This is a genomic window from Rhodococcus sp. 05-2256-B1 (assembly GCF_002258465.1).
GTDB classification, from domain to species: Bacteria; Actinomycetota; Actinomycetes; order Mycobacteriales; family Mycobacteriaceae; genus Rhodococcoides; species Rhodococcoides fascians.
Window position 1 is genome coordinate 16,471 of record NZ_NOZA01000033.1, and the last position, 17,507, is coordinate 33,977.

19 protein-coding genes are annotated in these 17,507 nt (G+C 62.0%); 7 read left to right on the forward strand and 12 right to left on the reverse strand.

Annotation, left to right across the window (positions count from 1 at the left end; translation table 11 throughout):
* Window positions 1-13: 13 nt before the first annotated feature.
* From CH285_RS27575 to CH285_RS22230, 4 genes are all read right to left on the reverse strand, one after another.
* On the reverse strand, window positions 14-259 hold the full coding sequence (locus tag CH285_RS27575; protein WP_094733282.1) for a hypothetical protein: 246 nt from the start codon (window positions 257-259) through the stop codon (window positions 14-16).
* Between the two features lie 165 nt (window positions 260-424).
* On the reverse strand, window positions 425-988 hold the full coding sequence (locus CH285_RS22220; protein ID WP_080729067.1) for a DUF3558 domain-containing protein: 564 nt from the start codon (window positions 986-988) through the stop codon (window positions 425-427).
* Window positions 989-1,052: 64 nt separating this feature from the next.
* Complete coding sequence (locus CH285_RS22225) at window positions 1,053-1,742, reverse strand: DUF998 domain-containing protein (RefSeq protein ID WP_230592865.1); 690 nt, start codon at window positions 1,740-1,742, stop codon at window positions 1,053-1,055.
* A gap of 137 nt (window positions 1,743-1,879) precedes the next feature.
* Window positions 1,880-2,920: an SMP-30/gluconolactonase/LRE family protein gene (locus tag CH285_RS22230; RefSeq protein ID WP_094643646.1), complete on the reverse strand. Its 1,041-nt coding sequence runs from the start codon at window positions 2,918-2,920 to the stop codon at window positions 1,880-1,882.
* 87 nt (window positions 2,921-3,007) lie between these two features.
* On the opposite strand from CH285_RS22230, the gene CH285_RS22235 reads away from it, so the two are divergent.
* A complete protein-coding gene (locus CH285_RS22235) occupies window positions 3,008-3,661 on the forward strand; it encodes a DedA family protein (protein WP_094643647.1) in 654 nt (217 codons plus the stop codon).
* A 3-nt stretch (window positions 3,662-3,664) separates the two neighbouring features.
* Here CH285_RS22235 and CH285_RS22240 read toward each other — a convergent pair whose 3' ends face one another.
* Window positions 3,665-3,925, reverse strand: coding sequence for a LuxR C-terminal-related transcriptional regulator (locus CH285_RS22240; protein WP_027497717.1), 261 nt, complete (start codon window positions 3,923-3,925; stop codon window positions 3,665-3,667).
* A 173-nt stretch (window positions 3,926-4,098) separates the two neighbouring features.
* Between CH285_RS22240 and CH285_RS22245 the strand changes: the two genes are divergently transcribed.
* Window positions 4,099-5,343 carry a TetR family transcriptional regulator C-terminal domain-containing protein gene (locus CH285_RS22245; protein WP_094643765.1) on the forward strand — a complete coding sequence of 415 codons (1,245 nt, stop codon included), beginning with the start codon at window positions 4,099-4,101 and terminating at the stop codon, window positions 5,341-5,343.
* 18 nt (window positions 5,344-5,361) lie between these two features.
* Here CH285_RS22245 and CH285_RS22250 read toward each other — a convergent pair whose 3' ends face one another.
* The gene (locus CH285_RS22250) at window positions 5,362-6,573 is read right to left on the reverse strand and encodes a Fic family protein (RefSeq protein ID WP_094643648.1); all 1,212 of its coding nucleotides are present in this window, start codon (window positions 6,571-6,573) and stop codon (window positions 5,362-5,364) included.
* Between the two features lie 163 nt (window positions 6,574-6,736).
* Window positions 6,737-7,240 (reverse strand): hypothetical protein, encoded by a 504-nt coding sequence (locus tag CH285_RS22255; RefSeq protein ID WP_094643649.1) that lies wholly within the window; start codon window positions 7,238-7,240, stop codon window positions 6,737-6,739.
* Window positions 7,241-7,355: 115 nt separating this feature from the next.
* Here CH285_RS22255 and CH285_RS22260 point away from each other — a divergent pair, with 115 nt between their 5' ends.
* Window positions 7,356-8,858, forward strand: coding sequence for an SAM-dependent methyltransferase (locus CH285_RS22260; protein ID WP_094643650.1), 1,503 nt, complete (start codon window positions 7,356-7,358; stop codon window positions 8,856-8,858).
* Window positions 8,855-9,130 carry a hypothetical protein gene (locus CH285_RS22265; RefSeq protein WP_141215033.1) on the forward strand — a complete coding sequence of 92 codons (276 nt, stop codon included), beginning with the start codon at window positions 8,855-8,857 and terminating at the stop codon, window positions 9,128-9,130. Before CH285_RS22260 ends, CH285_RS22265 begins: the two co-directional genes overlap by 4 nt.
* On the opposite strand, the gene CH285_RS22270 is transcribed toward CH285_RS22265, so the two are convergent.
* The gene (locus CH285_RS22270) at window positions 9,114-9,356 is read right to left on the reverse strand and encodes an ArsR/SmtB family transcription factor (RefSeq protein ID WP_371128986.1); all 243 of its coding nucleotides are present in this window, start codon (window positions 9,354-9,356) and stop codon (window positions 9,114-9,116) included. The genes CH285_RS22265 and CH285_RS22270 overlap by 17 nt on opposite strands.
* 167 nt (window positions 9,357-9,523) lie before the next feature.
* On the opposite strand from CH285_RS22270, the gene CH285_RS22275 reads away from it, so the two are divergent.
* The 3 genes from CH285_RS22275 to CH285_RS22285 all read left to right on the forward strand — a co-directional run bounded on the left by CH285_RS22275 (window position 9,524) and on the right by CH285_RS22285 (window position 12,789).
* Window positions 9,524-10,570, forward strand: coding sequence for an SDR family oxidoreductase (locus CH285_RS22275; RefSeq protein WP_094643652.1), 1,047 nt, complete (start codon window positions 9,524-9,526; stop codon window positions 10,568-10,570).
* 83 nt (window positions 10,571-10,653) lie between these two features.
* On the forward strand, window positions 10,654-11,943 hold the full coding sequence (locus CH285_RS22280) for an MFS transporter (RefSeq protein ID WP_094643653.1): 1,290 nt from the start codon (window positions 10,654-10,656) through the stop codon (window positions 11,941-11,943).
* 54 nt (window positions 11,944-11,997) lie between these two features.
* Window positions 11,998-12,789, forward strand: coding sequence for an acyl-CoA thioesterase (locus CH285_RS22285; protein ID WP_094643654.1), 792 nt, complete (start codon window positions 11,998-12,000; stop codon window positions 12,787-12,789).
* Here CH285_RS22285 and CH285_RS22290 read toward each other — a convergent pair.
* The 4 genes from CH285_RS22290 to CH285_RS22305 all read right to left on the reverse strand — a co-directional run bounded on the left by CH285_RS22290 (window position 12,777) and on the right by CH285_RS22305 (window position 17,258).
* Complete coding sequence (locus tag CH285_RS22290) at window positions 12,777-14,255, reverse strand: mannitol dehydrogenase family protein (protein WP_094643655.1); 1,479 nt, start codon at window positions 14,253-14,255, stop codon at window positions 12,777-12,779. The genes CH285_RS22285 and CH285_RS22290 overlap by 13 nt on opposite strands.
* Before the next feature lie 103 nt (window positions 14,256-14,358).
* On the reverse strand, window positions 14,359-15,330 hold the full coding sequence (locus CH285_RS22295) for an ABC transporter substrate-binding protein (protein ID WP_037219444.1): 972 nt from the start codon (window positions 15,328-15,330) through the stop codon (window positions 14,359-14,361).
* A 54-nt stretch (window positions 15,331-15,384) separates the two neighbouring features.
* Window positions 15,385-16,482 (reverse strand): ABC transporter permease, encoded by a 1,098-nt coding sequence (locus CH285_RS22300; RefSeq protein ID WP_032364378.1) that lies wholly within the window; start codon window positions 16,480-16,482, stop codon window positions 15,385-15,387.
* A complete protein-coding gene (locus CH285_RS22305; protein WP_032364377.1) occupies window positions 16,479-17,258 on the reverse strand; it encodes an ATP-binding cassette domain-containing protein in 780 nt (259 codons plus the stop codon). Before CH285_RS22305 ends, CH285_RS22300 begins: the two co-directional genes overlap by 4 nt.
* Window positions 17,259-17,507: the final 249 nt, after the last annotated feature.

Sequence of the window (17,507 nt, forward strand, 5' to 3'; positions counted from 1 at the left end):
CGGAATTTTTCGTCTATCGCGGTGGCGACAGCGCTTCGACCGATGCCGCGGTGGCACTGTCCACGGCCTCGACACTTGCGAAATAGTGTCGAAAGAACTCGCGCATGGTCTTGATGATCTCGATCTGCTGCTTGATCGCAAAGCGAGCGGAGCCTTCATCTCCCGTTGCCAACCGCGTGAACTTCGCCTGAAGCTGTTTGGCCGAGTCCAGGTCACCCCAGGACTCAGGCCACGCGAGGGAGGCGGTCATCTCCAGCATGCGATCGAGCTTTATCAGGTACTCGGTGCACGCAGCGTCGCACCGTTCTGCAACTCCTGATTCGACCTCGAGTTCGCCCGCCGCTGCTCGGTCTCGAAGACTCCGCCAGTGGTCCAGATTTTGATTCAAACCGTATGGCTCCAAGTTAGTCAGCACCCTTCTGATTCACTTCGGCAAATACGGTTCGAAGTCGACCGCGTGTCTGTTGACCTCGGCGCAGGGTTCACCTTCGAGATCTCGCGAACCCTTCTTCTGCAGGTCGAGCACGATCAGACCGTCACCCGTGCCGAAAGCAACTGCGCAACCCAGGGATTTCAATTCGTCTGCGTGCCGCAGTTGAACTGCGGTGCGGCCCGAGAGGCTCACCTCCGCACCGCGCACGAACGAAGGACTGCCCAGTAGTTCGTTGATGGACTCCAGCGACGACAACACGGCGACGTAGTACCAACTGTTCAGCGCAGTGCCGTCCCAAGTACAGCCCTTCCATCCGGGGTACGTCGTGATTCCTGCGAAGTCGGGTCGTTCCGTACTCACGTCCAAGCCGCTTGCTGTCACCGCAGATTTCGGGATAGTGCATGGATCGAATGGCTCTCGTGGGCCCGGTGCCACCGCCGACGTGGATGTGTCCTCGCTCGCCACAGGGTTTCCATCTGTCGAGCCGGCGCATCCCGTCAGCAACAGCACCGTGCTGCACGCCACAGCAATTCGACGTCCAGACATCACACGCATTCATTCAACCTCTCGACGCCGACGGCACTGACAGGTTGGACGCACGCAACGCAAGATCGGTTCCCTAGACGGGCTGCGAGGCCTCGATCTCCTGTGACTTCACGGAAGCAGGACTCCTACGTTCGGCTGCCCACACCCACAAGGCCAGCGAGATCAATGCGATCACTTCGGCAACGACGAGCACGCGCTCCACGTAGCCGAGGGTCACCACCCGGTACCAGGGTCGCGTGCCGACGGCACCGACAACGAGTGCGTATGCGATCGGGAGCAGCGTGCAGACGGACAGCACGCTCAGCCACAGTGTCGTTCGTGCCCGGACAGACCATGGACCCTGACGAATCCAGGGCCGCGAGAACGCGAAGACCGCGACGGGGATGCTGACGAACGCCACTGCCGCACCGAGTCGATGGATCGTCCCGCCGAGGCTCAGTGACGCGTCGTTCGACCAATCCTGCTTCGGCACGGCGACAACGGCAACAAGGCCGACAGTCCACAGCATCAGACACAAGGACGCTACCGAGGTGGGTGGGGTGAGCCGTTGTCGCACCGCGGCCAGCAGAGTGAAAGCAGAACCCAACGCGAGCAGGACGACCCCGATCGAGAACACCCACTGCTGTGCGCCGAGTCCGTATTCACTGATCGTGCGCCGAAGGTGCGAAGGCGTCTGCCATGCAGTGTGAGCATCGAGAACCAGAACGACCAGCGCTCCCAACACGATCGACACGGTGCCGACCTCGGCCGGACGAATCGACACGAAGACCCCTCTCTCGGACGACGTCGGTCGCGTCCGACCTCCATGGTGCCCGAACCGTTGCTCGAACCCCCTTGGATCGTTGTGCGCGGAAACTCGGTCTCTGCTACGAGTTTCCGCGCACATGCGGCGAAGCCGCTCTACTGGGGAACAGAGCTGACGGTGAACGGCTCGACCGGTTCTCCCCCACGCTTGTCGAACTGACTGTTGACCACCAGTAGTCGATCATCCACTGCTGCAACGGTTGTGGGGTAGGCAAACGATGGGTCCGTGATTTCGCCGGTGACCGATCCGCGCCGGCCATCATCGTTGAGGTCGACCTTCGAGATCAGACCGTCGCGATTGCGGACGACATACAACGTGTCGTCGTCCATCTCCATGCCATCGCCGTTCATGAGCGTCGCCCCACCGAGGTCGACCTGGGTGACCTCTTTCGAGGTCTTGTCGATCCGGTACAGATTTCCGGTGCTGGACTGCACAACGATCAGCGCCGATTCGTCGTCGTTCTCGACGATGCCGTTGGCATTGAAGCCCTCCCCGTAGACGAACGGGCTGCCGTCGAAGTTCACGAACGTCTCCATCGGAGCGTCCTGCGTCCCAGCCACGATCTGATCGAAGGGAATGCGGTACAGCGCCGGGCTGCGTGAGTCCGTCACAAAGGCATCGCCGTTGTCGGCAATCGCAACGTCGTTGAGGAACGTCGCGTCGGTGCCGAGACCGTTGGTGAACGTGGCCACCAGATCACCGGAATTGGCGTCGTACACCCACACCTTGCCTGTCGCTCCACCGGCGATCACCAAGTAATCGGGCCGATCGTCGTCATCGGTGACATCGATCCCCGCAGCACCGGTGCGTCCGTCCGCACCGCCGGGCAGGAACACCGATACATCCGGCGATCCGACGGTTCCGCGGAACACGGCACCGTCGGAAGTGGAGGTGACGTAGAACGTGTCGTCGGCGGCGGTGATGCCTTCGGGGAACACTCCTGTGCCCGGCAGGTTGTAGACGCCGACGTTCGATGGGCCGGACGAAGCCGATACAGACGACGGAGCGGAGGACGCCGGAGCTGACGATTCAGTGGGAGCGGAAGCGGGGGTCGGCTCCGGATCGGAGGACCCGCAGGCACCCAGCAGGAGTGTGGCGGCGGCAACAACGGGCAGTACCTGGAGGGCTCGTTTCACCCTCGCAAGTGTTCCATATGTCTCAATTTCTTGGCATTTCTCCTGGTGAGCAGATTTTCGGTCGAGACGTTTCGTACAGTCGTAGTCATGAGTGAGCTCTCCACCCTTGCCGCGACCAGCACTGAACTCGGCGGAATCGCCGGGTGGGCGGTGAGTTTGATGGAGGCGATCGGCGGTCCCGGTGCCGGTATTGCCGTGGCCGCCGAGAACTTTTTCCCGCCGCTTCCCAGCGAGATCATTTTGCCGTTGGCCGGCTTCACCGCATCTCAGGGCGGGATGACGCTCTTCGGTGCATTGTTCTGGACGACGGCGGGATCGGTGCTCGGCGCTCTGGTTCTCTACTGGCTGGGCATCAAACTCGGACGTGACCGGATGTACGCCATTGTCGAGAAGATGCCGTTCGTCGGAACCGAGGATCTGACGAAGGCCGAGGACTGGTTCACCAGACACGGTCGGTCGGCGGTGTTCTTCGGCCGCATGATCCCGGTGGTTCGCTCGGGCATCTCGATTCCGGCCGGTGTGTCACGGATGCCGGTAATGCAATTCACGTTGTACACCACGCTCGGCAGCCTGATCTGGAACTCCATATTCGTGCTGGCCGGTTACTTCCTCGGCGAGAATTGGCATTACGTGGAGAACTACGCCTCGGTGTTCCAGTACATCGTCATCGGCATCGTTGTGGCGCTGATCGCGTGGTTCGTGGTGAAGAAAATGAAGTCGAGGCGCGTCGAGGTTGAGTGAACCTCACAGATCGTCGATATCGATGAAGCCGTCCTGCAGAGCCCTCGCCAACAATGCCGCTTTGGTGGGTGCCGTGCGCCCCACCGCGGAGTACTTGGCTCGGATCCGGGACAAGTGGGTGTTCACAGTTCCCATCGACAGATAGAGCGCCCGCGACGCCTCCGACTTGGAGTCGGACACCAGCCACGTGGTGAGCACTTCGATTTCACGAGCGCTGAGCCGCGGATCGGAGCCTTCGTGGATGCGGATGTCGAGAATTGTCATGAAAATCCTTGATATCGGGCACCACCGCTGTCCCGGCGGCGCGAACACAGCACATCACACCGCACTCTTTCCGTTGGGTCACTCCGGTTGATGACCGAGGTCGCTCTCACCCGAGAGTGAGTACTGTCACCGGCACCGTCACGGTCGGTCTCACCTCGGTAAAGTCCGTCCCCATGAACGAGCTCGACGCGACTGCCACCCATTTCGTCGAGGCGGCCGTCACATTGTTGGTCGCGGATCCTCGACGAATTCTCGACCGCGGTATGCGCATCGAGGACGTCGTCCACGCATCCGACTCGTCGACAGCGACGTTCTTCCGCAAGTTCAGCACCAAGGCCGACTTTCTCGACAAGGTGGTCGAGCAGCTGGCCCGGACCTCGCTGCCCACCGACGTCCACGAAACAGTTCGCAGCCAGGTGACGAACGGCGGTGCATCGATTCGCTCGACGGTGACGGCGCTCGTTGCGCAGTACTTCCCGGCAATCGTCGACCGGCAAAGCATCACCGAGTCTCTTCTGGACCACGTTTTCGGCGGACCGTCGTCCCCGACCCTGTTGAGTGAGTACCGCGTCCGAGACCAAGCCGTACTGGGCGCGTTCGAGGCACTGTTCGACCCCGACGGCGGGGCCTTTCGCCGTCCCTTCACAGCCCGAACGTTCGCAGTGACGGTCAACGCAATCATCGATGGATTTCGCCTCCGCAGTCAGGCGGACGCCGCGTCCGTATCGGCCGAGGTGATGTCCGACGCGGTGCTTGCCTTTCTCGGGGCCGTCGTCGACACGTCCGGACGTCATCAGCACCTCGATGATGTGGGAGAAGTCGATTCACCGGTCGAGGAACGCCCGCTTCCTCGCGATCCTCGCGCTGCGATCGTCACAGCTGCGCGCGACGAGTTCGGAAAGCGTGGCTACTTCATGACGCGAATGGACGACGTCGCCGACATCGCAGGAGTGCCGAGGACGGCCTGCAAGACACTGTTTCCGACCAAGCCGTCCGTCATCGTTGCAGCCCTGCAGAATCGGGTCGATCATCTTCGCGAGTCGGTAGCCGACGACCAGTTGCTGGGCCTCGATGAACTCACGATTCTACGAAATCACATGCTGCGGTGCGCGCAGCTCGCCGCCGACGAAGTCGAATTCATGGACGCGCTCCTCGTCGCCGTCGCACACGACACGTACGGCGAGCCGGAGGGGTTGATCTCGATCAAGGAGAAACTCAACCTGCCGGCAATCATCGGGCCGGTCATCGCGCGGGGTCAGGACAGCGGGGTGTTCCGAAAGAGCTCGAGCCCAGTCGATCTCGCAGCAGGCATCACCAATACGCTGCTGATGCGATGCTTCACACGAAGACAGAACAGCCCGCAGGACAACGCGAACTTCGTCGCTGAACTCCTCCTCGACGGTCTCGGTGTGCACTGAGCATCGACCGAGTGCGTGTTATCGGACCCGCCGGATGCCGTCCGCGAAGTCGTCGAGAGCGGCAAGTATCTCCTCGGCCTGCCACACCCTGTTTCGTCGCCCCTTCGACGTCTGGTGCAAAATTCCCACCTCGGTCAGCTTGTCGATTGCCCGCTGAGCCGCAATCTCGCTGACGGCGAAAGTGTTTCGTACGTAGGCGTTGTCGACGACCGGTTGCGCCACCAGCGCGTCGAGTAGTTTCCACACAACCGAGTCGCTGCGTGCGACGACGCGATCGGTGTACTCGGTTCTGACGTCGGACAGCTCGTCTACCAATCGCCGCCCACCTTCGACGGCGTGGAAGGTGGCAGCGGTGAGGCTTCGCACGATCGCCTCGACATCCCCGGCGCGGTAGGCATCCAGACTTCGGAAGTAGCCTGCGGTGTCCGTGAGGAGCCCAGCAGACAGTGGAACCGTCACTCGCTCCGTCACTTCTGCCCTCCGCAGCATCGCGTGGACTATGGCCCGGCCCGTTCGCCCATTTCCGTCCGTGAACGGGTGAAGCGTTTCGAATTGCGCATGCGTGACGGCGATATGCGGGATGACGGGCAAGTCCGAACGAGCTGCGAACTCGAACAGGTCGGCAAGTGCACCCGGAAGCCGGTCGTGGTGCGGTGGAACGAAAGCGGCACGGTGCGGGCCTATGTCCGATCCCCCGATCCAGACTTGCTGAGTCCGCCATTGCCCCGGGAACGGATCGCCGTTGGACTCCATCAGCGATCGGTGCATCTGAAGCACGCTTGCTTCTCCGATCGATGATCCGACCTCGAGTGCTGCTTCCATCGCACGGACGTTTGCCGACACGATCGAGGCGTTCCGCGTTGTGGGCGCACCCAATTCGGCGAGTGCAAGCGCCCTGGCTCCCACGGTCAGATTCTCGATCTGAGAGGACGCCGAGCTTTCCGTCCGCAACAGAATCGAACTCATGGGTGCAAGTTCCACCGATGAACCGAGCCGCTCAGAGGCATAGTGGTCGAATCGAACGATCTCACGGAGGGCGTCCTCCGACTCCGCGATCAGCTGCGCAGGCAGGTTCAGCTCTACCTCTGCAATACGCGGCGGTACAGCTGCTCGATAGTCACCCTGATGCAGCCGCCTCTGGGCGCGCGACATGCACGAATCGGCGACACGCCACGGCCGGCTCTCGAACTCCACCGCAGGCCAGGATGCACCGGCCTCACCGTCTGCCATTATGTGACCATACCAAACCTTATTTGCATATGGTTTGGTATGGCCTGCTCAACCGTACGATCGGCGCGTTCGGACAATGTCGAGATGCAGGTCGACCTCGCCGATGGCAGCTACCTTTTACAGTCAGGCTCGAAATTGGCCATGTTGCAACCACTCCCCTGACTCAGTCCTTCGGAATACGGTATCGACTGCCGATGAACGCGAAGGCCGCATATCCCAGAATCACCACCACATAAAGCACAGTCGGCACCACGAACACCCACGCGCTCACCGACGCACCTGTAGTCGTGCCCGCAACGACGCAGATCCAGGCGAACAGCAGTGCGGAGGCGACTCCGATCCAGTCGAGGTCCTCGGAAATCTTGCGGTTCAGTTCGGGCCGATTCTCGGGGGCAGTCCAGTACTCGTGCAGTCGTCGACTCGGCAGGTTCACCAGCTGGGCCGGGACCTTCGGCAGCCACCACCCGACGCTGACGAACAACCCGACCATGACGAATCCGGTACCACCCATCGTGAGGAGGAAGGAGAGCTTCGAATCCATCCGATCCACCTGACCGGAGCCGTCGAAATGTGCAGGAATCTCGTCGCCCGCGGTGACGGCGACCCAGACGAGAACACCGATGAAGACGAGACTGGACAGCAGTAGGGCAGCGCGCGAAAGCTTCATCCCAGTCAACATTAGCGCCTGCGGCAGTGGTGTGGTGCTGAGCCTCTGGGTCGCTCCGCAGGCTATGCTCCTGTGCCACAGACGGCACCTATCCGCACCACTGCCGGAGGCATCGATGCCCAACAACGAGTTCGGAGACTTTCAGACTCCGACCGAGTTGGCGCGCGCGTTGGTTAACGCCCTGCCTCGTCGCGAATGGACCCGCGTCCTGGAACCCACCTGTGGTGTCGGGAACTTCCTGTCAGTGATGGCCCGGACTCACCCTGAAACAGAGCGCGTCGGGATCGAGGTGCAGCCCGAGTATGCCTCATCAGCAGCACAATTCGGCAGGATCATCACAGCGTCGATCTTCGACTTCGATCTGGCCCGAGATATCGAGTGGAGTTCGGGGCCCGGCGCGACCCTCGTGATCGGCAACCCACCGTGGGTCACCAACTCGCAACTGTCGGTGCTCGATTCCGCCAATCGACCCGCACGCACGAACACGAAGAACGCTCGCGGCATCGACGCCATCACCGGCAGCTCCAACTTCGATATCGCAGAGTTCATTTGGATCAAGTTGCTCACCGAATTCACGGATCGACCCGCAACGATCGCGATGATCTGCAAGACCCAGGTAGCTCGAAACGTTCTGCTGCACTGTGCTCAGCATCAGCTTCCGGTGACCGGTTCGAGCCTACGAATGATCGATGCGAAGAAGTGGTTCGACGCAGGGGTCGATGCCTGTTGGTTCACCGTGGAGCTCGGGGCGGGCAAGAACGACTACACCGCACAGACATATCCGAGCCTCGATGCGGTGCAGCCGGACAACAGAATCGGAGTCGTCGACGGCCAACTGGTCGCGAATGTCGCTGCATATCAGCGCAGCAAGCACTTCGACGGCACCAGCCCTCTGGTGTGGCGGCAAGGCATCAAGCATGACGCCACCGCGGTGATGGAGTTGGCCGAGAATGGCGGCCCGCGAACCAAACTGGGAACCGGCGTGGACATCGAAGCCGACTACCTGTTCCCACTCTTCAAGTGCACCGATGTCTACCGCGACAAGCTGGACTCGGTGTCCAAGTGGATGATCGTGCCGCAGTCGCATACCGGCGACGACACCGAGCAGTTGACGCACACCGCACCGAAGTTGTGGGCATACCTCAACGCCAACGCCGCGGCGCTCGACGGGCGGAAGTCGTCGATCTATCGCAATAGAGCCCGGTTCTGCATCTTCGGTGTAGGCCCGTACACGTTCGCGCCCTACAAGATTGCGATCTCCGGGTTCCACAAGATTCCACAATTCAGGATGGTCGGTCCCTACGACGGCAAACCAGCCGTGTTCGACGATGCCACCTATCTGCTCCCTTTCGAGGACCCCGCAACCTGCTCCGTCGCCCACGCGTTACTGACCGGGCCCGAAGCCACCGATCTCATTGCTGCTCTGGCATTCTGGGACAGCAAGCGGCCCGTGACGAAGAAGCTCTTACAACGCATCGATCTCGCGGCGGTCGCCCGGGCGACCGACCCCGTCGTACTGAGTGAGCGTTCCGCAGCGGCTGCAGCTGCGCACGGTCTAGTGTTCGAGGCAGCATCGCTCACTCACGCGGTGGATCTCGCGATAGGCAAAAAGCTGTGACTGTCGATCCTCTTCAGCGACAACCTGTCCCGGAAATGGCTCTCTTCTTCGTCGGAGGAGTCATGTTCGTCGCGGCTACCGTGATGAAGTGGAACGCCTTGTTCATCACGTCCATCTTCCTCTGCGTATTCGCCGGTTTCGCAGCCCTCATTTCGACATGGCTGTCCCGTCAGAGTCGGCGCATCATCGCACTGTCCGGCATCATCAACCTGCTGGCAGGCCACATACAGAGGTCGCGCCGACGCAGTGGAGACGTCACAGATCGGTCTTGATCGTTTCGGCCAATCGGTCGAGGTACTCGGCGTTGCGTTTGTAGTGCACCCAGGGCCCAATTTTGGTGCTAGTCACCAGGTGGGCGCGTTGTAGCACCGCCATGTACTGCGAGGCAGTCGACTGCGAGACGCCCGCTCTGGATTGAATATGCTTGAGGCACACCCCTACCTGTTCGGCCGGTTCGAGCTGCGGCGGAAAGTCGCTCGGGTCCTTGAGCCATTGCATGATCGCCAATCGCGCCGGGTTGCTGAGAGCACCGAACACTGCCGCAAGCTCCGCAGGATTCAGTTCGTCTGCCACCCTCGAAGCGTACTCCAATATCGCAATATCGCGATCTGTGGTCTACTTACCCAGACATCGTGATATCGCGATATCTAGATAAGGAGAAGCTGATGAAGACAGCAGTAGTCGTGGGGGCCAACGGCGTGATCGGCGGAAATTTGGTCGAACACCTGCAGCGGACCGGGGATTGGAACATCATCGGCCTGTCCCGCAGCGGCGGTATCGACAGCGAACGCGTCCAGCACATTGCGGTGGACCTGCTCGACGGCGACGAGACTCGACGCCGACTCTCGCACCTGACAGACGTCACGCACATCTTCTACGCCGCGTACCAGGAACGCCCGACGTGGGCCGAGCTGGTGCCTCCCAATCTGGCGATGCTCGTCAACGTGGTCACCGTGATCGAGGACAGTTCTCCGAACCTGGAACACGTCAGCCTGATGCAGGGCTACAAGGTCTACGGCGCGCATCTCGGACCGTTCAAAACCCCTGCGCGCGAAACCGATCCACCGCACATGCCGCCCGAGTTCAACATCGACCAACAACAGTTCCTCGAAAGCCGTCAGGTCGGAAAGAGGTGGTCCTGGTCGGCTATCCGGCCATCGGTGGTGTGCGGTGTAGCGCTGGGGAATCCGATGAATCTGGCCACCGTCATCGCTGTCTACGCCACCATGTGCAAGAAGCTGGGCGTGCCCATGCGATTCCCGGGCAAGCCCGGTGCTTTCGGATCTCTGCTGGAAATGACCGATGCATCGTTGCTCGCCGAAGCGACCGTTTGGGCCGCAACCACTCCCGCGTGCGCGAATCAGGCGTTCAACATCACCAACGGAGACCTGTTCCGCTGGAACGACATGTGGCCGCGCATCGCGGACATCTTCGGGTTGGATACCGCCACCCCACTGCCCATGTCACTGGCCGACGTCATGGCCGACAAAGAGTCACTGTGGAATTCGATCGTTGCCGAGCACGAGCTGAAGCCCACTCCCTACCGCGATGTGTCGTCCTGGGCGTTCGGTGACTTCGTGTTCTCCTGGGACTACGACGTCATATCCGACGGCTCCAAGGCCCGCCGCATGGGTTTTCATCGTTTCGTCGACACCGAGGCGATGTTCGCCGGCATCGTCACAGATCTTCGGCAGCAACGAATCATTCCCTGAGCGAATCGGGCTCGGTGGTTCCGCACCCCGGGAGCTGTGGAGGCATAGGCTTTTCGACGCACGCCCCCGACAAGGAGATCGCCATGTCAGTGAAGTCCGAATCGACGTCCACTCGGCACGTGATGCCCAAGAAGCAACTACTCGCAGTCAGTATCGGCAATGCCGTCGAGTGGTACGACTGGACGGTCTATGCGACATTCTCGATCTACTTCGCGACCCAGATCTTCTCCGGTGACAACCCGGCTGTGGCTCTGTTGAGCACCTTGGCGACGTACTCGGTGGCGTTCTTCTTCAGGCCGCTCGGGGGCTTGCTGATCGGACGTTTTTCCGATCTCAGAGGGCGACGTCAGGCAATGATCCTGACGATCGCGATGATGTCGGGTGGGTCGTTCGCGATCGCGGTCCTCCCCACGTTTTCCGTGGCAGGTTGGATAGCTCCGATTCTGCTGTTGCTGGCCCGGATCGTCCAGGGCATGTCGATGGGCGGTGAAGTCTCCAATGCGTCGGCCTACCTCGCCGAGATCGCCCCGAACGATCGGCGGGGGCGATACTCGTCCTTCTATTACATCTCCACCGGCACGGCCATTCTCCTTGCCTCACTACTGGGCGCGTATCTGACCTTCGTGCTCGACGGCGACCAACTGAGCTCGTGGGGCTGGCGCGTACCGTTCGTCATCGGCGGGCTGCTCGGAGTAGTGGGACTCTGGATGCGACGCGGCATGGCCGAAGCCGACAACCAAGAACGCAACGCAGTGAAGGCGAAGGCCGTGCGAAACCCGTTGTGGATGACCATGAAGCACCATCCTCGTGCCGTCCTGCAAGTCGTTGGATTCGTTCTCCTCGCCACTCTCGCCTACTACACGTTCTTCTCCGCGATGACGCCCTACGCCGTCAAGCAACGCGGAGCGGAGGCCAACGACGTGTTCGTGGCCTTGTCGATTGCGACAGCGATGTTCGTCGCGTTGCAGTACCCCATGGGCGCTCTCGCGGACCGCATCGGCCGCAAGCCGCAATTGCTCACCTACGCTGCACTGTTCGCGATTCTGATCATCCCGCTCTCCAAGCTGATCGGGCCGTCGTTCGTCAAACTGCTGATCGTCTTCTGCGTCGGCCTGCTGCTGTTCGCGATGTGCTCGGCCATCATTCCTGCCGTTCTGGCCGAAGCCTTCCCGGCAGAGCTTCGAGGTGTCGGTATCGGGGCCTGGTACAACCTCACGGTTGCGTTGTTCGGTGGCACCGCTCCCCTACTGGTCAATGCCTTGTCCGACGCAGGCCACGCCGACTGGTTCTTCTACTATCTCGCTGCAGCAGCCGTGATCTCGTTCTTGACGATGGTGTGGATGCCGGAGAAGCGTGGCCAGGACCTGGACTGATTATCGGCGACACTACGATCGGATGGCACACCGTCCGAGGCCGTAGGAGAGTCAATGCACCCGTTCGATGCAGCAGTCGCACTCGAGAGTGTCGGCGAGGGCACGTACGCCGGACGTACGTCGCCGTCGTACAACAACATGGTCGGCCCGTTCGGTGGCATCACCGCGGCCACGTTCATCCGGGCCGTCGAACTGCATCCAGAAGGCCAGGGAACACCGGTCTCGTTGACGGTGAACTTCGCCGGTCCTGTCGCCGAGGGTGATTTCGAGATCTCGGCTCGCCCTGTGCGGACCAACCGAAGCAACCAGCACTGGTATCTCGAACTGACTCAGAACGGTGCGGTGGCGACGACCGCGACCGCGGTGTTCGGTTCGCGTCGTGAGACCTGGGACAACATCGAGGCGACGGCCCCTGACGTTCCCTCCCCCGCCGACACGAAGCAGGGCGGTCTTCCCGACGCCATCGCGTGGGCACAGAACTACGAGATGCGTTTCGTGCACGGCGCACTGAGCGATCAGGAGTCCGCTGACTCGACCGAAACTCTGTGGATCCGCGATACACCACCGCGGCCAATGGACTTCGCGGCCCTGACCTCGCTGAGCGATGTGTTCTATCCGCGGATCTTCCAGCGGCTCGGCAAGTATGTTCCGGCTGGGACGATCTCGTTGACTACCCATTACTTCGCTACGCCCGAGGATCTCGAGCAGCATTCCGACGGATACGTCCTCGGCACCGCGCGGGCACGCCGATTTCACCAGGGCTACTTCGACCAGACTGCCGAATTGTGGACCGAGGGCGGGGTTTTGCTGGCCACCAGTCACCAGATGGTCTACTACAAGGTGTGACTCACCGACGACTGTTCCAGCAGTCGTCGTACCGCGCCCCTGGCACCGTTGTCCTGCAGCGAACGCTTGGCTCGCTGGTACGCACCTCGTAGTCGCGGACTAACCGAGAGGTCCCCGAACACTGCGCGATTGGTCAGGAATGCTCCGGGATTGTCGTGGTCTTCCCACGACAGTCGCTGCAGACGCTCCGCATCGGCGTCGATCATGGGCACGTCTCCGCGCTCGTACACCCCACACCATCCGGCGAGTATCAACGCGCAATGATCGACGGTCCGATCGTGCGCCAACCGATCTCGCAGTACCGGCAGCACGAACTTGGGAATCCGCGCGGAGGCGTCGACGATCTGACGTTCGAGGGTGTCTCGAACGGCCAGGCTCGAAAATCGTAACAGCAGTTGCTCGATATAGGCGTCGAGGTCGATCCCCGGCACCGGCGCGAGCGTCGGGGCAGCCTCCGCACGCATGTACGATGCGACGAATTCACGCATGTCCGGATCCGCCATCACCTCGTGAACGTGGGTGTATCCGGCGAGGATGCCGAGGTAGCTCATGGCCTGGTGGGATCCATTGAGCACCCGAAGTTTCATGTGCTCGTACGGTGCGACATCGGAGACGAGTTGCACTCCTACTTCGTCGAACGGTGGCCGCCCGAACGAGAAGGTGTCTTCGAGTACCCACTGCGAGAACGATTCCGACTGAACGGGCCAGCGGTCGTCGATGCCGAAATCACGTCGCAGGTCGTCGACGACGGTGGGCGTCGTGGCCGGGGTGATGCGGTCGACCATCGAATTGGGGAACGCGGTCGTGGCATCGATCCAGTCGGCCAAGTCGCTGTCGTGGTGGCGCGCGAAGGACGTCAGCGCGGTGCGGGTGACCGCGCCGTTGTGAACGATGTTGTCGCAGGACATCACGGTGAACGGCGGAACTCCGTGGAATCGACGGGTGGCGAGAGCCACGGTCAGAAAACCGAAGACGCTCTTCGGTATGGAGAGATCCTCGAGATCCGCCAGCACCGACGGGTCGGTGGGCTCGAACGCTCCCGTCAGATCGTCGACGCCGTAACCGCCTTCGGTGATGGTCAGGGACACGATCATCGTGGACGGTGAACTGAGCACATCGATGACGGCCTGCGGATCGTCGGGTGCGAAAATGAAATCGGCGACAGAGCCGACGATTCGGGCGTCACGTATGCCGTCGGGGTCGACGGTCACGAGTGTGTAGAGGTAGTCCTGGGCGTCGAGGACCTCTCCGATTCTCTTGTCCTGGGGCAGTACTCCCACCCCGCACAGCGCCCAGTCCAGGTGCCCGGCCGCGAGCAATCGGTCGAAGTAGACCGCCTGATGTGCGCGGTGAAACGCACCGACACCGAAATGAACGACACCGCAGTGCAGTTCGTCGGCGTCGTACTCGGGCCTCGCGACGGTCGCCGGTAGGTGTTCCAACGTGGTGCGACGAAGCTCGCTCATGACTTCGGTCCTCGAGTCGGCTGAAGATGAAACGGACGTGGTGAGCGGTGGCGCTCCCGGGCAGGTTCTGCCACCAGGAGCACCACCGCAGTTCAGGGGTGAATCAGCAGGACGACTTGTAGACGTACTGTGCGCCTTCGCCGTCGATGTTGTCGGCGGTGATGACGTGGAAACCGGTGGAGATCTCGGCGGTGACCGGCTTGTCGTCGATGGCCGCCATGGCCTGCTCGACGCCATCGGTGCCGATGGTGCCGGGCTGCTGAGCGATCAGTGCTTGCACCGTTCCCTCACGAAGCTGCTTGACCTGCGCCGGGCCCGCATCGAAGCCGACGATCTTGACCTGATCCTGCTTGCCCGCCTGCCGAACTCCGGTTGCGGTGCCCTCGGCCGCAAAGGTGTTGGCAGCGAAGATGCCGACGATGTCGGGGTCCTTGGCCAGTGCGGCCGAAACCAGACGGGCTGCTTCGGCCGGATCGTTGTGGCTGTACTGCACGCCCAGATAATCGAAGGCCGAGTTTGCTCCGACGGCTTCCTCGAAGCCTTCCACTCGGGCGTCGGCGGTGGAGACTCCCGGATCGGTGGAGATCACCAGTACCTTGCCGCCTGCCGGGCTGAGCCGCTCGATGGCGCTGAATGCCTCTGCGCCGCCGCCCTTGTTGTCGGACGAGATGGAGGAGACCGCGATGGACGGGTCTTCGAGAGTGGTGTCGACGAGGACGACCTTGATGCCGGCTTTGGAGGCTGCCTCGAGGGGTGCCTGCATGGCGGCGACGTCGGTGGGCGCAATGAGAATGGCCGACGGCCGTGATGCCACAACCGAATCCACGATCGGCTTCTGCAGCGTCGGGTCGAACTTCACCGGCCCCTGAGTGTCGACGGTGACGCCTGCCTCCTTGGCCGCGGCCTCGATTCCGCACTGCATGCTGATGTAGAACTCGTCGCCGCTGACGCCCTGGATGAAGGCGATCTTGCCGCTGCCGCCACCGCTTCCGGAGTCGGACGAACAACCCGCCAGGAACATGGCGGAGACCGAAGCGACACTCAGTGCAACGACGGCGGTGCGTGATGTGATCATGGTCGACTTTCTTGTAAGGGGTTGCGAGCGAGGGAGTTCAGGGCCGGTCCGAAGCTAGGGACTTCGAGACCAGAGTCTCTTGAGTGAGCTGGGCGATTGGCCTCGACTTGCGGCGTCGCGTCGACGTTGGTCGAAGTAGACCGCGGCGATGAGAACGGCACCGACGGCGACCTGCTGCCAGAAGGGCTGTACTCCGACGATGACGAAGCCGTTCTGCAGTACGGCCGGAATGAACAATCCGACGACGGTGCCGAACATGGTGCCGATGCCGCCGAAAAGGCTCGTTCCACCGATGACCACTGCCGCAATGACATTGAGGTTGGTCTGGGACTGGCCGGCGATCGCGGTGGTGCCGTACTGAGACAGCGACAGTATGCCCGCCAATCCGGCGAGGGTGCCGGAGAGCGCGTAGATCTTGACCAGATGCATGTCCACCTTGATGCCGACGCGGCGAGCGGACTGCTCCTTGGAGCCGACGGCGAAGGTGTAGAGGCCGAACTTGGTGCGGTGCAGAACGATTCCGAAGATGACGACCAGCACCAAGGCGATGCTCGAGATCAACGGGATGGTGGTGGCAGGCAGGTTTCCGTAGCCGATCGTGTCGACGAGGACCGGTGGTACGTCGCGGATGTCGACGCCGCCGGTGATGACCTGCGACAGACCGAGCGCCCCGCCCAGTGTGCCGAGTGTGACGATCAGCGGAGGCACTTTCGCCTTACCGATCAGAAATCCGTTCAGCAGACCCCAGCACAGGCCGCATCCCAGCGCCACCACGATGCCGACGGCCGCCACTCCCCAGCCGTCGCCGCCGATCGCGGCCATCGTCTTCGCCGACACGACGCCGGAGAAGACGAGCACCGAGCCGACCGAGAGGTCGATGCCGCTGGTGACGATCACGAACGTCATGCCGATACCGAGAACGGCCAGGATGGAGACGTTCTGGATGATCTGCCGGATGTTGCCCCATTCGGGGAAGCTGCCGGGGGCCATGATCGAGAACACCAGGCAGATCGCCGCCAGCACGAGCACGATCTGAAAGACCTGGACTCGCGCCAACTTTCCGAGCGACTCGACGAGATCGAACGTGTGCCGTGACGGCCTGTCGCCGGGAGGCAGCGGCTCGAGCGATGGGGAGATGGTCTGGTTGCTCATCGTGTTGCTCCGGTGGTTGCGCCGGTCATCGCACCGACGAGTTCTTCCATGGTCGTGTTCTTGGCGTCGAGGGTGGCCACGCGCTTGCCCATCCGCAGCACCTGGACACGGTCGGCTACTTCCATCACGTGCGGCATGGAGTGGCTGATGAACACCACGGCCACTCCCCTGTCCGCGACCCGACGGATGGTGTCGAGGACGTTGCGCGTCTGCACGACACCGAGGGCGGCGGTCGGTTCGTCGAGAAAGACGACGCCCTTGGCCCAGGCGACGGCACGCGCGATGGCGATGGCCTGTTGCTGGCCGCCGGACATCGATCCCACCGGGACGGTGAGGCTACGGACGGTGGCACCGAGTTCGTCGAGCGCATCCTGTGATTGCTTGCGCATCGTGGAGACGTCGAGGAAACCGAGGCGGCCGAGCGGCCCCTTGGCCGGCAGTTCGCGTCCGAGAAACATGTTCTGTTGCGCGTTGAGATGCGGAGCGAGCGCGAGATCCTGGAACACCGTTTCGATTCCGAGCTCTGCCGCCACCGTCGGACTGTCGAGATCGACTGCTGTGCCGTCGAACAGGATCTCTCCGGTGTCGACGGCCAGGCTGCCCGAAAGAGCCTTGACCATCGTGGACTTGCCTGCGCCGTTGTCGCCGATGAGGGCGACGACCTCACCCGGGTAGATGTCGAAGTCGGCGTCGTCGAGGGCGCGCACGTTTCCGAAGCTCCTCGACAATCCCCTCGCTTCGAGGATCGGTGTCGCAGCAGGTGCAACGGTGGCCATGGGTACTCCTCGGTCGAATGGAAACGTTCGGGTGTGGGACAGGACGCCCCCGCCGACGCCGGTGCAGCACGGTTCGAGAACTGGGCCTGCGCGGCATGTCGAGCTCCCTGCGGGGCTCGCTGTGTAAACGAGTGTGACCCACACAACTCGCATTGTCACGTGTTTCGCGAAAATTCATGTCACCGGTGACATGGCCTGTCGGCCCAGCAGTCATTCCGCCGCAGTACGAGGCCGATACCCGACCACCGA

Bases quoted from the DNA above. Each gene is read 5' to 3' on its own strand.
- CH285_RS22275 (WP_094643652.1), top strand. From the start codon at position 9,524: ATGAAGACAGCAGTAGTCGTGGGGGCCAACGGCGTGATCGGCGGAAAT.
- CH285_RS27575 (WP_094733282.1), bottom strand. From the start codon at position 259: ATGCTGGAGATGACCGCCTCCCTCGCGTGGCCTGAGTCCTGGGGTGAC.
- CH285_RS22305 (WP_032364377.1), bottom strand. From the start codon at position 17,258: ATGGCCACCGTTGCACCTGCTGCGACACCGATCCTCGAAGCGAGGGGA.
- CH285_RS22250 (WP_094643648.1), bottom strand. From the start codon at position 6,573: ATGGCAGACGGTGAGGCCGGTGCATCCTGGCCTGCGGTGGAGTTCGAG.
- CH285_RS22240 (WP_027497717.1), bottom strand. From the start codon at position 3,925: ATGACAATTCTCGACATCCGCATCCACGAAGGCTCCGATCCGCGGCTC.
- CH285_RS22245 (WP_094643765.1), top strand. From the start codon at position 4,099: ATGAACGAGCTCGACGCGACTGCCACCCATTTCGTCGAGGCGGCCGTC.
- CH285_RS22260 (WP_094643650.1), top strand. From the start codon at position 7,356: ATGCCCAACAACGAGTTCGGAGACTTTCAGACTCCGACCGAGTTGGCG.
- CH285_RS22280 (WP_094643653.1), top strand. From the start codon at position 10,654: ATGTCAGTGAAGTCCGAATCGACGTCCACTCGGCACGTGATGCCCAAG.
- CH285_RS22270 (WP_371128986.1), bottom strand. From the start codon at position 9,356: ATGCAATGGCTCAAGGACCCGAGCGACTTTCCGCCGCAGCTCGAACCG.
- CH285_RS22285 (WP_094643654.1), top strand. From the start codon at position 11,998: ATGCACCCGTTCGATGCAGCAGTCGCACTCGAGAGTGTCGGCGAGGGC.
- CH285_RS22220 (WP_080729067.1), bottom strand. From the start codon at position 988: ATGCGTGTGATGTCTGGACGTCGAATTGCTGTGGCGTGCAGCACGGTG.
- CH285_RS22255 (WP_094643649.1), bottom strand. From the start codon at position 7,240: ATGAAGCTTTCGCGCGCTGCCCTACTGCTGTCCAGTCTCGTCTTCATC.
- CH285_RS22295 (WP_037219444.1), bottom strand. From the start codon at position 15,330: ATGATCACATCACGCACCGCCGTCGTTGCACTGAGTGTCGCTTCGGTC.
- CH285_RS22290 (WP_094643655.1), bottom strand. From the start codon at position 14,255: ATGAGCGAGCTTCGTCGCACCACGTTGGAACACCTACCGGCGACCGTC.
- CH285_RS22235 (WP_094643647.1), top strand. From the start codon at position 3,008: ATGAGTGAGCTCTCCACCCTTGCCGCGACCAGCACTGAACTCGGCGGA.
- CH285_RS22300 (WP_032364378.1), bottom strand. From the start codon at position 16,482: ATGAGCAACCAGACCATCTCCCCATCGCTCGAGCCGCTGCCTCCCGGC.